The 16728-nt window shown below is 39.8% G+C and carries 15 protein-coding genes; 12 read left to right on the top strand and 3 right to left on the bottom strand.

Going from position 1 to position 16728, the window contains the following annotated elements:
- Window positions 1-3: 3 nt before the first annotated feature.
- A complete protein-coding gene (locus CFT42_RS08580) occupies window positions 4-1284 on the bottom strand; it encodes a helix-turn-helix domain-containing protein (RefSeq protein ID WP_088815914.1) in 1281 nt (426 codons plus the stop codon).
- Between the two features lie 513 nt (window positions 1285-1797).
- On the opposite strand from CFT42_RS08580, the gene CFT42_RS08575 reads away from it, so the two are divergent.
- The 4 genes from CFT42_RS08575 (at window position 1798) to CFT42_RS08560 (ending at window position 5033) form a co-directional block, all read left to right on the top strand.
- A complete protein-coding gene (locus CFT42_RS08575) occupies window positions 1798-2778 on the top strand; it encodes a mannose/fructose/sorbose PTS transporter subunit IIA (RefSeq protein WP_088810786.1) in 981 nt (326 codons plus the stop codon).
- 30 nt (window positions 2779-2808) lie between these two features.
- Window positions 2809-3615, top strand: coding sequence for a PTS mannose/fructose/sorbose transporter subunit IIC (locus CFT42_RS08570; protein WP_088810785.1), 807 nt, complete (start codon window positions 2809-2811; stop codon window positions 3613-3615).
- Window positions 3616-3639: 24 nt separating this feature from the next.
- Window positions 3640-4551, top strand: a complete 912-nt coding sequence (locus CFT42_RS08565; protein WP_088810784.1) for a PTS system mannose/fructose/sorbose family transporter subunit IID — start codon at window positions 3640-3642, stop codon at window positions 4549-4551.
- Between the two features lie 98 nt (window positions 4552-4649).
- Window positions 4650-5033, top strand: coding sequence for a DUF956 family protein (locus CFT42_RS08560; protein WP_088810783.1), 384 nt, complete (start codon window positions 4650-4652; stop codon window positions 5031-5033).
- Between the two features lie 35 nt (window positions 5034-5068).
- On the opposite strand, the gene CFT42_RS08555 is transcribed toward CFT42_RS08560, so the two are convergent.
- Window positions 5069-5347, bottom strand: coding sequence for an AbrB/MazE/SpoVT family DNA-binding domain-containing protein (locus CFT42_RS08555; protein WP_088810782.1), 279 nt, complete (start codon window positions 5345-5347; stop codon window positions 5069-5071).
- Window positions 5348-5511: 164 nt separating this feature from the next.
- Between CFT42_RS08555 and CFT42_RS08550 the strand changes: the two genes are divergently transcribed.
- The 4 genes from CFT42_RS08550 (at window position 5512) to metG (ending at window position 10907) form a co-directional block, all read left to right on the top strand.
- A complete protein-coding gene (locus tag CFT42_RS08550; RefSeq protein WP_088810781.1) occupies window positions 5512-5877 on the top strand; it encodes a BlaI/MecI/CopY family transcriptional regulator in 366 nt (121 codons plus the stop codon).
- Between the two features lie 5 nt (window positions 5878-5882).
- Complete coding sequence (locus CFT42_RS08545; RefSeq protein WP_088815913.1) at window positions 5883-7856, top strand: M56 family metallopeptidase; 1974 nt, start codon at window positions 5883-5885, stop codon at window positions 7854-7856.
- 135 nt (window positions 7857-7991) lie between these two features.
- Window positions 7992-8849 (top strand): GRP family sugar transporter, encoded by an 858-nt coding sequence (locus CFT42_RS08540; protein WP_088815912.1) that lies wholly within the window; start codon window positions 7992-7994, stop codon window positions 8847-8849.
- Between the two features lie 63 nt (window positions 8850-8912).
- Window positions 8913-10907, top strand: a complete 1995-nt coding sequence (gene metG / locus CFT42_RS08535; protein WP_088815911.1) for a methionine--tRNA ligase — start codon at window positions 8913-8915, stop codon at window positions 10905-10907.
- A 44-nt stretch (window positions 10908-10951) separates the two neighbouring features.
- Here metG and CFT42_RS08530 read toward each other — a convergent pair whose 3' ends face one another.
- Window positions 10952-11551: a TetR/AcrR family transcriptional regulator gene (locus CFT42_RS08530; protein WP_088815910.1), complete on the bottom strand. Its 600-nt coding sequence runs from the start codon at window positions 11549-11551 to the stop codon at window positions 10952-10954.
- A gap of 299 nt (window positions 11552-11850) precedes the next feature.
- On the opposite strand from CFT42_RS08530, the gene CFT42_RS08525 reads away from it, so the two are divergent.
- The 4 genes from CFT42_RS08525 (at window position 11851) to CFT42_RS08510 (ending at window position 16724) form a co-directional block, all read left to right on the top strand.
- Window positions 11851-12732: an ABC transporter ATP-binding protein gene (locus tag CFT42_RS08525; protein WP_088810776.1), complete on the top strand. Its 882-nt coding sequence runs from the start codon at window positions 11851-11853 to the stop codon at window positions 12730-12732.
- Between the two features lie 24 nt (window positions 12733-12756).
- Complete coding sequence (locus tag CFT42_RS08520) at window positions 12757-14370, top strand: ABC transporter permease (protein ID WP_088810775.1); 1614 nt, start codon at window positions 12757-12759, stop codon at window positions 14368-14370.
- A gap of 71 nt (window positions 14371-14441) precedes the next feature.
- Window positions 14442-15212 (top strand): TatD family hydrolase, encoded by a 771-nt coding sequence (locus CFT42_RS08515; RefSeq protein ID WP_088815909.1) that lies wholly within the window; start codon window positions 14442-14444, stop codon window positions 15210-15212.
- Between the two features lie 291 nt (window positions 15213-15503).
- Window positions 15504-16724: a G5 and 3D domain-containing protein gene (locus CFT42_RS08510; RefSeq protein ID WP_088810773.1), complete on the top strand. Its 1221-nt coding sequence runs from the start codon at window positions 15504-15506 to the stop codon at window positions 16722-16724.
- The last annotated feature ends 4 nt before the right edge of the window (window positions 16725-16728 follow it).

Here is a 16728-nt window from a genome sequence, read left to right as displayed (position 1 = left end):
CTCCTAACCTTCTTTTAGTAAATAGACAATTTTTTTATACATATCTGAAGACTTTTTATATTGCCTTTTTTTCTCGGCGCAAATGCCAAGGGTTTCATATAGCGGGACTAGTCGCTCGATAATCGGGTTCTCTTCAAAATACATTATGCAGGATTCTGCTTCTTCTTCCGCGAGTTGATAGTCACCGTTTGAAATAGCAAGCATCGCTTTGTAAAATCGCAATGCATAACCTTGGTCGCTATTTTTAGGAAGTTTTTCGAGTTCTTCAATCAGTATATCAAGCCTATCGAATTGTTTTCCTAATAAGGCGATATCGGCCCTGTAGATTTTTATTAATGTAAAAAATGTTTCTTCGACTTCTGAAGAGTGTTGTAAAAACGTATTAAAACGTTCGCTTTCTGACTCAGCCTCAACCAACTTTCCTGTTTTAATAAGCATGACGATGCGATTGTTAAAAATGGTAATGAGATAAGTTCCTTTTATTGTTAAATCCAAATGAGCTACATTTTCTTCGGCTTTCGATAGACTAATCAATGCTTCCTCGGAAAAACCTAAATAAAAATAATAGTTGCTTTGTAAAACATAAAAGCTTGGGAGATGATAATTTAAGTTCTTTAGTTGAATTTTTTGCATTGCCTCATCTAAACTCTTCTTTGCCACCTCAAATTTTCTCAGTGTAAGCAGAATTTCAACTTCTATTTTTTTTACGGCAAGCCAAGGCTCGACATCTTCCGTAAGAAGTGGGAGCAGTAACTTACAATAGCTATAGGCGAGTTCAAAATCATTTTTCGACCTAAAAACTTGGATTTTATAAAAGTAAAAAGCTTTTTTTAACGGGCTTGGAAGGTCTTTGATATCGTCGTCCGAAAACTCTTTTAAATAAAAGTTTAAATAGTTTTTATGTAAAAAAGCATAATTTTTGTTATCCCCGATTGATTGATAATAACAAGCTGCCATAAGTTTAGAAGTTAATTCAATCACAAGTGGGTTGGAACAGTTCGGAAGTGTGGTGACATATGTTTCATCAATATCAATGAAAACAATCATCTGGTTTACGATATCATTTGCGCCTTGCAATATATGGTTAGATATATCTTCGGCTTTAAGCAGATAATCTGCGGGTACCTCAAGTTTTTCAGCGAATTTAGATGCTAAATCTTCAGCGAGGATATAACGCCCTTTTAAAATATTTGAAAAATGGGGTAAAGTGATTAGTCCGCTTACAAGTTCTTTTCGTGACATCCCTTTTTTGTCGAGTAAAAAATTAATTCTTTCTTTGAGCATTGTCCTCCTCCTTGTTGAGTCATTTGCTAGCGATATGTATACTTTAACATATTAAAAAACACAAATATAGTTGCTGAAAGCAATACAAAAATATTTCTTGATAGAAGCTATGAAGCGTATTTCTTTAAATTTTGTATTGTAACAATTAACTAATTAAGACAAAATATGACGAGATTCTGCTGCAAAAGCAGAATTTTTTCAAATATAAATGCAAGGTTAGGGCTGGTTTTCGTTAAATAATACACTAATATTTATCAGGAAATAGCGTATTAATCTATAATACACTTCGAGAAATTTAATTTTTAAAATTCGACGGATGAGCGGTATACAATGCCATCCGCTTTGATACACTATATTTGGCACGAAACTTGCAATACATTAAATGGATGCTCTTCGTTAAAAAGGGAGTGCATTTAGATTTTTAAGATAGACAAAAACGGAATCACACATTAAATCTGCCTAGACATTTGACTGTCTATTTTAAACAAAATATTTCACTTAGGAGGTAAAAGAATGGTAGGAATTATCCTTGCAACCCATGGAGAGTTTGCTTCTGGCGTCTTGCAATCTGGTACGATGATTTTTGGAGAGCAAGAAAATGTTCAAGCGATTACGCTGATGCCAAATGAAGGCCCTGACGATGTAAGAGCAAAGATGGAAGCTGCGATTGCAACGTTTGATAACCAAGATCAAGTATTGATTTTAGTTGATCTTTGGGGAGGCACTCCGTTTAATCAAGCGAACAACTTGTTTGAAGCGCATGCTGATTCGTGGGCAATTGTAGCCGGTCTTAACTTACCAATGCTCATCGAAGCCTTTGCATCACGCTTCACTATGGAATCTGCGCAAGAAATTGCGGCGCATATTATTGGGAGCGGCAAAGAAGGAATTCGAGTGAAACCGGAAGAACTAGAACCAGCAGAAGCTGCACCTGTAGCAGCGGAACAAGCAGCAGGCCCGATGGCACCGGGAACTGTTGTTGGAGATGGGAAAATAAAATTTGTTTTAGCACGTGTTGACTCTCGTTTGTTACACGGACAAGTGGCAACAGCTTGGACAAAATCAACGCAACCGAATCGCATCATTGTTGTATCGGATGCTGTTTCGAAAGATGATTTGCGTAAGAAGTTAATTGAACAAGCAGCACCACCAGGCGTTAAAGCAAATGTTATTCCAGTTGACAAAATGATTGAAATCTCAAAAGATACACGTTTTGGGAATACAAAAGCACTTTTATTATTTGAAAATCCAGAAGATGTGTTAAGAGCTGTTGAAGGTGGCGTAGACATTAAGGAAGTAAATGTTGGCTCTATGGCACATTCTGTCGGCAAAGTGGTAGTAAGCAAAGTACTTTCAATGGGACCAGAAGATGTGGCAGCTTTCGATAAGCTAAAAGAAAAAGGTATTAAATTCGATGTTCGTAAAGTTCCAAACGATTCTAGCGCGAACATGGAGGACATCATCAAAAAAGCAAAAGCAGAATTAAAAGGGTAAGCGAATAAATTCAAAAATAGGAGGTACATTATGACTATTATATCAATGATTTTAGTAATAATCGTTGCATTTATAGCGGGTATTGAAGGGATTCTGGATGAATTTCAATTCCATCAACCTTTAGTAGCATGTACATTAATTGGTTTAGTAACAGGGAACTTAACTGCCTGTATCATCCTCGGTGGTACGCTTCAAATGATCGCACTTGGATGGGCAAATATCGGAGCAGCGGTTGCACCGGATGCGGCACTGGCGTCAGTAGCATCAGCAATTATTTTAGTTTTAGGTGGACAAGGTGTAGCAGGTATTCCGTCCGCAATCGCAATTGCAATTCCACTTGCAGTAGCAGGTCTTTTCTTAACAATGATCGTTCGTACTTTAGCCGTTCCAATCGTTCATATGATGGATAGAGCAGCTGAAAAAGGGCATATGCGAGAAGTTGAATGGTTACACATTTCAGCAATCTGTATGCAAGGTTTACGTATCGCAATTCCAGCAGCGGCGCTATTATTTATCCCAGCAGCCACTGTACAAAATTTCCTAGAATCAATGCCAGCATGGTTAACAGATGGTATGGCAATCGGTGGGGGAATGGTAGTAGCCGTTGGTTATGCACTTGTAATCAACATGATGGCGACAAAAGAAGTATGGCCTTTCTTCGTTATTGGTTTTGTTGTAGCAGCAATTTCCGAGTTAACATTAATCGCACTAGGTGCATTAGGTGTTGCATTAGCGCTTATTTACTTACAACTTTCTAAAATGAGCGGTGGAAACTCTAACGGCGGTGGAAAAGGTAACTCAAGTGATCCGCTCGGGGATATATTAAACGACTATTAAGCCTAAAAAAGGAGGAGAATAAAAATGGCAGAAAAAGTTGAATTAACGAAACGAGACCGCCTGAAAGTAGCATGGCGCTCTACGTTTATTCAAGGTTCTTGGAACTATGAACGTATGCAAAATGGTGGCTGGGTATTCTCAATGCTTCCAGCGATTAAAAAATTATATAAATCTAAAGATGACCGTTCTGAAGCGATGAAACGTCACTTGGAATTCTTTAACACGCACCCCTACATTGCCTCACCAATTCTCGGTGTAACGCTTGCGCTAGAAGAAGAACGCGCAAACGGAGCAGAAGTTGATGATGTTGCAATTCAAGGGGTAAAAGTTGGTATGATGGGACCGCTTGCTGGCGTTGGGGATCCGGTATTCTGGTTCACACTACGTCCAATGTTAGGCGCTTTAGGTGCTTCTCTTGCTCTTAGCGGAAACATTCTTGGCCCAATTATCTTTTTCGTTGCTTGGAATATTATTCGTTGGGGCTTCATGTGGTACACACAAGAGTTTGCTTACAAAGCAGGTTCTAAAATTACTGATGACCTTTCTGGTGGACTTCTTCAAGACATTACAAAAGGTGCTTCGATACTCGGTATGTTCGTGCTCGCCGCCCTGGTACAAAGGTGGGTAAACATTCAGTTCGCGCCAATCATCTCTAAAGTTAAACTTGATGAAGGAGCTTATATTGATTGGAACCACCTGCCAGCAGGCGCTCAAGGGATTAAAACAGCTCTTGAACAACAAAATGCCGGCTTAGCACTTTCTGAAATAAAAGTTACGACGTTACAAAATAACTTAGATAGTTTAATTCCAGGACTTGCTGCCTTAGCACTTACATTCTTATGTATGTGGTTGCTTAAGAAAAAAATCAGTCCAATTATTATCATTCTTGGCTTATTCGTAGTAGGTGTAGTTGGACACGTTATCGGACTCTTCTAAAAAGGAAACAGTTAAAGTGGTTGGTTCCCGCCAACCACTTTCTGCTTAATTTTTTGGTATAATGAATGTCAAAGTAAAAAGAAATGGAGCGGATATATTTGGTTCAGTCGATAAATACGAAGGTAGATTTAACAATAGATGCTACTGCTTTTACGGGGCTCACGGATTACGGAAAAATCATGATAGGCGATAAGGGTTTTGAATTTTTTAATTCAAGAGACGTGCGCAAGTTTATTCAAATTCCGTGGGAAGAAGTCGACCAAGTCATTGTTTCAGTTATGCTAAAAGGGAAGTGGATTCCCCGCTATGCTATTAAAACGAAGCAAAATGGCACGTACACTTTTTCTTCTAAAAAGCCAAAAGACGCCTTACGAGCAATACGCGTATACGTCGATCCGGCCAATATGACGCCCTCTATCAGCTTCTTTGATGTTGTAAAAAGTGCTTCTAAAAACATATTTCGTAAGTTTAAGAAAAAGTAATTTGAAAAAGGAGCTTGGATACCCAAGCTCCTTTTTCATGTATCAAACTGACGTTTAATTTCTGCAATCAATTGATTCGCCCCGTCTTTACTTAACGTTAGCTTGCCGTCCAAAAAATGCTTATTCTCCGAAGAAATCGTCCCCGTTACATCGCATTCAAGTCCAGCAATATACTTTTTGAAAATGATGGCATTATCATCAATAAAAATCTCCATCGGATCATGGACATTTATATTAAGTGTGCGCCTAATTTCAATTGGAATAACAACACGCCCTAAATCATCAATTTTTCGAACAATTCCAGTGGACTTCATTGGATTACACCTTCCTTTTATTCCAAATATTCTTCTAGACTTTACCCCTCTTTAAGTAAAAGTATACCTGGTGGGGCAATTTTAATTTGAATAAAAATACTTGACTTTCCAAAACGACAAATGTATTATAAGGAAAAACGACAATTGTAGAAAGAGGTGTACACATGAAAAAATTGCCAGATTCTGAATTTGAAGTTATGCAAGCTGTATGGAAACTAGCAGGGGCGGTTTCAACGAACGAAATCATCGCTGAACTAGCCGACGACAAGGACTGGAAGCCCCAAACCGTGTTAACTTTATTAACGCGTTTAGTGGAAAAGGAGTTTTTAGAAAGCAGCAAAAATGGGCGTGAACGTCGCTTTTCGCCAATCGTTTCGGAAGAAGAATATTTACAAGTCGAAACGAAAAATTTTATGAAGAAACACTACAATAACTCTATCACACAGTTAGTTAATACATTATATGATGGAAAAGATTTGACACATGATGATATTAATGAATTAAAAGACTGGCTAAACAAGGAAGGATAAACAGCATGGAAAAATTTTTATCACAGCTTTTTGAGATTTCACTTGCCATGTCCTTTATAATTCTCGCTTTTATTGCCTTTAATTATTTTTTCGCAAAAAAATATGCAGCAAAGTGGCGTTATGTTATTTGGATAATCATTTTAATAGGACTTCTCATCCCTTTTCGACCAACATTCGATTTTTCACTGACGAATAATAATCCGCCGCTTGAACGTATTGAAACTGCTCAAGAAGCTTCTGTGTTAGAATCAGAAACTTCCGCGGATAATACGGTTGCAGTTCAAAGCGATGCGGAACGAAATAGCGTACTGGATATTTCAATGATTTTATTTGTTATCTGGTTAACTGGTGCGCTGCTATTTCTAGCCTACACACTCTGGAGCCACATTAAATTTTCCAGATTGGTTAAAAGATGGAGCAGTCCCGTAAGAGATGCAGCAATACTTACTGTTTTAGAACAAGAAAAAGAACGTTTGAATCTGTTACATAAAAAAGTCGCAGTTTATACGTGCAAAATGGAAATTAGTCCCATGTTCATTCATTTGCTGCGCCCAACGATTTTAATACCAAATAAAACAATTTCGGAAGATGAACTCGCTTTTATTTTCCGACATGAGCTCGTCCATTTTAAACGAAAAGATCTTTGGGTGAGATACGCGATGCTTATGATAAATGCGATTTATTGGTTTAATCCGGTGATTTATTTTATGGCGAAAGCACTTCAAAATGATTGCGAAGAATCGTGTGATGAAAAAGTAGTCCGCGGGCTTGATCGCTCCGGCAGAATAGAATATGGTGAAACGATTATTGGCGTTATTGGAAGAGGAAAAACACTGAATACTAAACTATCAACGAACTTTTATGGAGGAAAAAAAACAATGAAAAAAAGACTAACAACGATTATGGATACGAGTAAGAAAAAAGTAGGAGTAGCACTATTAGTATCGGTTCTTACCATTAGTGGAATTGCAGTTTCAGGAAGCATTTGGTTAAACGGAAGTGATTCACATGCGGAAGCAGCCGCGGATATTACGGCGAGTCAGGCTAAAAAAATTGCGCTTAAGGAAACTGGCGGCGGTAAAGTCGTGAAGTATAACCTTGATACTGAAAATGGTAGAAAAGTTTATGAAATTGAAATTGTTAAAGGAAATACGAAATATAGTATAGACATCGGTGCAGCCGATTCACGCATTTATAGTTATGAAGAAAAGCAAATCAATTCTGGGACGACTTCAACAAATAAAAAAGAAATTACAGCAGCAGAGGCTGAACAAATTGCCCTCAAGAAAGCTGGTGGCGGCAAAGTTACATCTTCTAAAGTAGCTGATGAAAACAATAAAAAAGTTTATGAAATTGAGATTTTAAATGGCAATGTCAAACATGATGTTGAAGTTGGCGCGCTTGATTCTAAAATTTACAAGTATGAAAAAGAAACGGTTAACACGTCTGGACAAGCAAGTCCCAAAACAGGTTCAGAAAACAATACGACAAATAAATCTACATCAGGAACAACTGGCATTTCGCTTGCACAAGCCCAACAAATCGCGCTTGCTAAAACGGGCGGTGGCCGAGTAGTTAATGCTTATACGGATTACGATGATGGACGTAAAGAGTACGATTTTAAAATTGTTAATGGCAACACGGAATATGAAGTTGAAATCGGTGCAGCTGATTCGAAAGTTTACAAGTTCGAAAAAGAAACTATCCGCACTTCAGGCAGTGGCAGTCAGGCGCAAACGAAGTCAAATGGAACGCCAAGCCAAACGGCAGAAATTTCTCTTTCTAAAGCCCAACAAATCGCGCTCGGCAGAACGGGCGGCGGGCGTGTAATCACGAGTGAGGTAGACTACGAGAATGGCCGTAAAGAATATGAATTTGAAATTGTTAAAGGAAACATGGAATATGATGTAACAGTTGGTGCGGCAGACTCTAAAATTTATAACTTTGATCAAGAGACCGTAGACGGCGACGATGACTAATCGTTAAATAGGACAAAAACCAGAAATTCTTCCGAGAAGAATCTCTGGTTTTTTTGTTGCGTGCTATCATTCGAAATAAGTATCCGTTATAATAAGAAGAAGTACAAAATTCGGGTTAAAAGGGGGAGCAAAAGTTTGAACATTTTGATTGCATTAATTCCAGCGGTTTTATGGGGGATTATGCCGCTTGTCATTACGAAGGTCGGGGGAACAGCACGCCAACAAACAATGGGAGTCACACTTGGTGCGTTCGTCTTTGCGTTAATTGTATTTGTATTCAGACAACCTGACTACACCGTTCAAACGCTTGTCGTAAGTTTTTTTACAGGGTGTTTATGGTCTGTTGGTCAAATGTTTCAGTTGCAGTCTTTTAAAGTTATTGGTGTTTCAAAGGCGATGCCGATCTCAACAGGCATGCAACTTGTAGGTACAACGCTTTGCGGCGTACTTTTATTTCATGAGTGGGACACGACGCTACGTCTCGTTCTAGGTTTTTCGGCGCTCGTTCTAATTGTTGGAGGAATTTATCTGACTTCTTATGCCGAGCATCAAACGGACGCGGATAAATCGGTTAGTCGCGGTTTAATGCTTCTAACAATTTCATCGCTTGGCTACATCGGTTATGTGGTTATCATTCAAGGGTTCCATATTAATGGTTTTGATGCAATTTTACCGCAGGCTGCTGGTATGGTGGTGTCTGCTTTTGTGATGACATACAATGGGAAAGAAAAGCGCTTCACGAAGCGGACATGGCTTATTATGATTCCGGGCATGATTTGGGCGGGCGGAAATCTAGCAATGCTCTATGCAAACGGGCTTGTTGGCGTCGCAACTGGATTCTCTCTATCACAACTTGGCGTCGTAATCTCGACACTAGGCGGCATTTTACTTTTAGGAGAAAAGAAAACGAAAAAAGAAATGGCGTTCGTCATTGTCGGCGTAATACTCGTTGTAATCGGCGGCGTTCTAATTGGTGTCACAAAAGGTATCTAAAAATCTGCATCTGAATGTGCTATAATATAACGGAATCGTTTAGAATTTTAGGAGGGGAAAGGGTTGCCGAAAGAAAAAAATACATTTTATATTACAACGCCCATTTATTATCCAAGTGGAAAAGCGCACATCGGGCATGCGTACACAACCGTTGCAGGAGATGCGATGGCGCGTTATAAACGCTTAAAAGGATTTGACGTTTTTTACTTAACAGGCACAGACGAACACGGGCAAAAAATCCAAGCGAAAGCCGAAGAACAAGGGATTTCAGAACAAGCCTATGTGGATGAAATCGCCAGCGGTTTTAAAGGGCTGTGGGAAAAACTAGAAATTACCAATACGGATTTTATTCGCACCACTGAATCGCGCCACAAAATGGGCGTGGAGAAAATCTTCCAAAAATTAGTAGATCAAGGCGACATCTATTTAGGCGAATATGAAGGTTGGTATTCCGTATCTGATGAAGAATATTTCACAGAAACCCAGCTTGAAGAAGTTTACCGTGATGAAAACGGCAAAGTCATTGGCGGAAAAGCCCCAAGCGGGAATGAAGTGGAGCTCGTTAAAGAAGAATCCTATTTCTTCCGCATGAGCAAATACGCGGACCGTTTAGTGGACTACTACAATTCGCATCCTGAATTCATTTTGCCAGAATCACGTAAAAATGAAATGCTTAAAAATTTTATCGAACCAGGCCTTGAAGACTTAGCTGTTTCTCGCACGACGTTCGATTGGGGAATTAAAGTACCAGGGAATCCGAAACACGTGGTATACGTTTGGATTGACGCGCTTTCCAATTATATTACGGCACTCGGGTACGGCTCGAATGATGACGCGAAATTCCAGAAATACTGGCCAGCTGACGTACATATTGTCGGAAAAGAAATCGTGCGTTTCCATACAATTTACTGGCCAATCATTTTGATGGCGCTCGATTTACCGCTTCCAAAAATGATTTTCGGGCATGGCTGGATTTTGATGAAAGACGGCAAAATGTCCAAATCAAAAGGAAATGTCGTGGATCCATATATGCTCATTGACCGCTACGGACTAGATGCCGTGCGCTATTATTTGCTCCGTGAAGTCCCGTTCGGCTCAGACGGTTTATTCACCCCGGAAGATTTTGTCGACCGCATCAATTACGACCTCGCGAACGACTTGGGGAACCTTTTAAACCGCACAATTGCGATGATTAACAAATATTTTGATGGCGAAATTCCTAGCTATTCTGGGAAAATTACCGAGTTTGATGAACCGCTTCTTGCATTCAAGGACGCGGTCGTCAAAGAATATGAGGCAAACATGGACCACATGCAGTTTTCAGTTGCGCTGCGCGAACTTTGGTCTTATGTGTCACGAACGAATAAATATATCGATGAAACCGCGCCTTGGGTTTTAGCGAAAGACGAATCAAAACGGGCGGAACTAGGCAGCGTCATGGTGCATCTTGCGGAAAGCTTGCGCATCATTGCCGTATTATTAAAACCATTTTTAACAAAAGCGCCTGAATCCATCTTAGAACAACTCGGCTTAGACAAAAACCAAGATTTCGACTCACTTGTTGGCTTTGGCCACATTCCAGCCGGCACAAAAGTAGTCGCAAAAGGCACGCCAATCTTCCCACGCCTAGATGCAGCGGAAGAAGTAACATATATCCAAGAACAAATGAAAGCGACGCAACCAATCACCGCCGCTGAAGAAAGAGAAGCCGAAATCACACCGTTTGAAACCCCAGAAATCGGCATCGAAGACTTCGACAAACTCGATTTACGCGTAGCTGAAGTGAAACAAGTGGAAAAAGTAAAAAAAGCCGACAAATTGTTGTGCTTTAAGCTTGATTTAGGCGAAGGCGAACTCCGCCAAGTACTATCCGGCATTGCCCAGTTTTATGCACCAGAAGACTTAATCGGTAAAAAAGTCATTGTCGTAGCCAACCTTAAGCCAGTTAAACTCCGCGGCCTAATGAGCGAAGGCATGATCTTATCCGGCGAGTCAGGCGGCAAACTAAGCGTCATTGAAGCCCCAAGCGGCCTACCAAACGGCGCGAAAGTGAAGTAAACAGTAAAACCCCCGAGTTCAAACTGAACTCGGGGGTTTTTTAATCATTTATTCGGCGGCGCAATCCCTTTCACAAGAAGCTCCGTCCATTCCTCCGTATAAGGCAAAATACGCTCATAAATTGCTGGGCTCGAAATGCCTTCGACGAGTGCCTGAAAATAAAGAATTAAGAACTCATCTGAATATTTCAAGTCCACTTTTCCCTCTTTCCGCCCACGGTGAAATAAATCCAGCATCATATTAAAACTTTGCTTCGTGTACTCCTCCATAATGCGCGTCATGCCGTCGTCCTCTTTTTCAGTGAAATACACCATTAAATCCAAATAAAATTGCTTATTTACTTTGTCTAAAAAACGGATTTTATTTTGACTCATTGCAATGATGGTTTCTTCGAATGGTTTATTCTCCGCCATAATCGCCTTTGCCGATTCGCCCATTTCGTTTAAAAACGTATAGAACACCTCGTGGATGATATTTTCCTTGCTACCAAAATATTTAAAAATGGTCGTTTTGCCGACGTTTGCTGATTTTACGATATCATCGACAGTTAAGTTTTTAACGCCAGCTTCTGTATTCATTAATTTGAAAGCCGCTTCCAAAACGCTTTTTTTCTTTTCTTCCGTGCGTTTTTCGAAACCATTCATGATAATCCCTACTTTCTCAAAAGTCTAAAGTCTATTTTAAAGTTCATAATTATTTTCTCTTCTATTATATATAAACCTTGTAGAAACTTCAATAAAAAAATAGTTCATAAAATTATTGACTTATCCATGAAATGGGTCTATTATAGGACTCATAAATATTATTTAGTTTTAAATAAAGTTAAATATCTTTAGTTAAGAACGATATTGTAATTTATAGTTCTTAATTAAAAAGTTTTAAACTCTAGTTTAAAAGGGAATGAGAACATTAATAAAACGCGTCAAAAAAGGAGTCTAGTGTTATGACTGAAATTATGAAAGTGCGAGGATTGCAAAAAAAATTCGGAAAATTCCAAGCGTTAGAAGATGTTACATTTACTGTTGGTGCTGGTGAGGTCGTTGGTTTTATCGGACCAAATGGTGCTGGGAAGTCGACAACAATTCGCACAATACTTGGAATCATTAAACGGGATGCAGGTGATGTTACCGTTTTTGATTTAGATGTTTGGAAGGATAGTCTTGAAATTCATAAGCGTATTTCATACGTACCAGGCGATGTAGCGCTTTGGGGCAGCTTGACGGGCGGAGAGATTATTGATTTGTTTATGAAACTTCACGGCGGCGGCGATAAAGCGAAACGTGATCATTTAATCAAACGTTTTGAACTTGACCCTAAGAAAAAAGCGAAGAGCTATTCGAAGGGAAATCGTCAAAAAGTTGGCTTGATTGCTGCGCTTTCGGTTGAGTCCGATTTGTATATTTTTGATGAGCCAACTTCTGGACTGGATCCGCTCATGGAGTCGGTTTTCCAAGATGAAGTGGAAAAAATTAAGCATGCAGGAAAAGCGATTCTGCTTTCCTCTCATATTTTGAGCGAGGTAGAACGTTTAGCTGATAAAGTCGTAATTATTCGGCAAGGGAATATTGTGGAAACTGGTACGCTTGATGAATTACGTCATTTAACGCGTTCAACAATTACGGTTGTAACAGAAGGCGACGCAGGCGAACTTGCGAATGTGGAAGGCGTACATGATTTTGCGCAACACGAAAATAAAGCCACATTTTCTGCCGACAACCAACATATTAATACGATTTTATTAGCGGCTTCTAAGCTCGGTGTCAAAAAATTTGAATCCGTACCTCCTACGCTTGAAGATCTATTCATGCGTCACTATGAAGGTTAGGCGATGGGACTGGAGGGGAATCTAATGAAAGAAAAATTTGCTCGCTGGCATATTTTATTTCTACAATATGCCAAACGCGATTATAAGAAAATTATATTTTGGGTAGTAGGTCTAGGCGCTTTTTCTGGGGCTTACGTTCCAGCGTTTGAAGAAATCGCAAAAGGATCAGGCTTAATTGGTATGTATGAAACGATGCAAAATCCGGCGATGATCTCGATGGTCGGACCAACACCTGTTTCCAGTGCGGCCGATTATACGCTTGGTGCGATGTACTCGAATGAAATGCTCCTTTTCTGTGGCTTATTTGCAATGATCGTTTCGGCACTGCACGTTGTTGGGCACACGAGAAAAGAAGAAGATTTAGGTTTAACTGAACTTGTGCGCTCGTTCCAAGTTGGTCGTCAATCCAATTCGCTTGCGGTCATTCTGGAAACGATGGTAATCAATGTCCTACTAGGCGCGTTTATCGCCATCATGATGGCAAGTTTTGGCGCAACAAGTATTACGCTGGGCGGTTCGATGCTATTTGGGGCATCAATTGCTGCGGCTGGCTTAATCGGGGCAGTTATCGCCTTGGTGATGGCGCAAATTATGCCGAATTCATCAAGCGCGACAGGCGCTTCGCTCGGAATTGTAGGTCTGTTGTATATTTTGCGTGCTGGAACGGATGTCGCCAATGTCGATTTGTCCATGCTAAATCCAATGGGGTGGACATACTTAACCTACCCTTTTACCGAAAATAATGTTTTGCCGCTTTTATATGCTTTGATTTTCAGTGTGGTGATGATTGTCATCGCGTTTGCGCTTGAACAAAAGCGCGATATGGGTGCAGGTTATTTGCCAGAGCGGGAAGGACGCGCTACGGCGAAAAAATCTTTGCTTTCTGTACCAGGATTATTTTTCAAAATTAATAAAGGCGTGATTATCGGCTGGCTGATTGCATTTGCTGTTATGGGCGCAGCGTACGGCTCGATTTACGGCGATATGCAGTCGTTCCTTGAAAGTAACGACGTGTTGAAACAAATGTTTACGCAAACGGGCGTTTCGATTGAAGAATCTTTCACGGCAACGATTATGATGGTGTTAGTGAGCCTCGTTGCGATTCTGCCGATTGCGATTATTAATAAACTTTTTGTGGAAGAAAGCCGGCTTCGCTTAAGTCAACTTTATTCGACGAAGGTAACCCGCAGTAAATTGTACTGGACATCGGTTTCGCTGGCCATCTTGTCGGCGGTAGCCGGAATTTTACTCGCCGTTAGCAGCCTAGGGGGTACAGCCATTTCTGTGATGAAAAATAATTCAACAATGGATATGGGTGACTTTTTAGCAAGCGGCTTTAATTTTTTGCCTGCCGTACTATTTTTCATCGGTCTTGCTGCATTTGTATTCGGCTTTGCGCCTAAACTTGGCAAACTGGTCTATGTTTACCTTGGCTATTCATTTGCGCTCAACTATTTCAGCGGAATTTTAGACTTGCCAGACTGGTTTTTAAAAACGGCGATTCAAAGTTTTATCCCACAAATGCCTATGGAAAGTTTCGACGCCCCAACGTTTGTGACTATAACAATCATCGGTTGCGCGTTAATTATCCTTGGCTACTTCGGCTATAAGAAACGCGATTTAATTGAAGGTGCCTAAAAGAAGGTGAGCTAGCTCACCTTCTTTTTTTATATTATAATAGAAGAAAGATGAATTTTGGAGGAGTAAAAATGCTTTTTGATACGCATGTACATTTAAATGATGACGCGTTTAATGATGATTTAGAAGAAGTGATTAAACGTGCGAAGGAAAATGATGTTATAAAGATGGCGGTTGTCGGTTTTAATCGCAAAACAATTGAACGCGCGCTTGAACTGGCGGATAAATATGAGTTTATTTATTTGATTTTAGGGTGGCACCCTACAGATGCAATTGATTTCACAGATGCGGATTTAGATTGGCTGCGGGAACTTACGAAGCATCCTAAGATGGTGGCGCTAGGCGAAATGGGGCTTGATTATCATTGGGACACGTCGCCGAAGGAAGTTCAATTTGAGGTTTTTCGCAAACAAATTCGGTTGGCGAGGGAAGTCAAGATGCCCATCGTCATTCATAACCGCGAAGCAACGGATGACATTATCCAAATTTTAAAAGAAGAAAAAGCAGAAGAAGTCGGCGGCATTATGCATTGCTTCGGTGAAACGGTGGAGGTCATGGAGGCGTGCCTTGCGATGAATTTTTATATTTCTTTCGGTGGGACAGTCACTTTTAAAAATGCGAAGTTGCCAAAAATTGCGGCGGAAGCTATACCAATTGATCGGATTTTAATCGAAACTGATGCGCCTTATCTCGCTCCACACCCCAATCGAGGCAAAAGAAATGAACCCGCTTACGTCAAGTTGGTTGCCGAAAAAATCGCCGAATTGAAAGAAATGAAATATGAAGACATTGCTACGGCAACAACGAATAACGCCCAAAAGCTATTTCGAATAGACTTTTAATTGTTACATTCCTGTAATAAAAGCGGCTGTCTGTAATGCATTCTTAAGTTTGTTGGATACAAGGGGGATGGATTAGTCCAAACCCCCTGATTTTATGCCTAAGTCTTGAGTCGTAGTTTTTTGACATCTAATTGACATAAAGTCTAATTTTGTCAAAATGAACATTTTCAAGTGGCTTTATATCAATGTTTTTGATGATATATTGAGAAAATGTGAACAAAGAATTGGTAAAATTGACAGTTCTTTCCTCCCTTGTATATAATCACTAGCGAGTAGAAAGGGGAGAAATATATGACCATGGAAAACAGCAGTAACGTAGACCAACCATCAAAATGGAAATTACCTATTTTGATTGCAGGATTTGTTATTGTAGTAGCACTGGTTTTTTATTTCGTTTTCGAAGGAACAAAAAACGATATCACCATTTTAAATGCAGGTGAAAAAATTGAAGCAAAGACACATGCAGCTACAGTTGGTGAAGCTTTAGATGAATCAGGAATTAAATTAGGTGCACACGACGAAGTGTCACCATCTAAAAATACAAAAATTAAAGATGGCATGGAAATTAAGTTTTCTAACGCTAATCAAGTGAATATTACTGATAACGGTAATGAAACAAAAGTGTGGAGTACAAAGGCGACTGTAGAAGAGTTGCTTAAGGATGAAAATATCACAACTCGTCCTCATGATGTTGTTAATGTGGCACTTGATACGAAATTGAAAGACGGTTTAAACATAAAAATCGACCGTGCGATTAATTTGGTATTACAAAATGGTGCTCAAAAAGAACAAGTTTGGTCCACAAAAGCAAATGTTGGTGACCTTTTAGAAGAGAAGAACATTAAGCTTCAAAAAGATGACCGCGTTTCGCCAGCTAAACATACAGCTTTAAAAGAAAATATGGCAATTTTGGTTACATACGTAGATAAAAAGGCAGAAGAAAAGACCGAAAAAATTAATTTTGATACAGTATATCAAAACGATGCTAGTCTTGAAAAAGGTGAAACAAAAGTTGTTTCTGCCGGTAAACAAGGCTCTAAAAAAGTAAAATATGAAGTTGTTTTAGAAAATGGTAAAGAAAAAGCACGTAAACGCATCAGTGAATCAGTTGTTACAAAAAGTGAAAATCAAGTTGTTGCACGTGGAACAAAAGCCGTCCAAACGGTTTCTGTAAGTCATTCAAGCAAGTCGAAAGCGTCGAACGTGAATCGTTCTTCTCAGGCGTCTGCTCCAAGTGGCGGTAAAACTTTCACAATGCAATCAACAGCTTATACAGGTGGCGGAAGAACTGCGACAGGTATTAATTTAAGTGCGAACCCGGGCTTAAAAGTTGTTGCGGTTGATCCAAGCGTCATTCCACTAGGCTCAAAAGTTTGGGTTGAAGGATACGGCGTTGCGATTGCTGGGGACACAGGTGGAGCAATTAAAGGGAATATCGTTGACGTTTATTTCCCAGACCATGGCTCTTGTGTAAACTGGGGACGCAGAACTGTTACTGTACGTGTTTTATAATTAA

This window comes from Listeria goaensis, from assembly GCF_900186125.1.
GTDB classification, from domain to species: domain Bacteria; phylum Bacillota; class Bacilli; order Lactobacillales; family Listeriaceae; genus Listeria; species Listeria goaensis.
The sequence above is the reverse complement of the archived record's forward strand: the minus strand, read 5'-3'. Positions and strand labels throughout refer to the sequence as shown.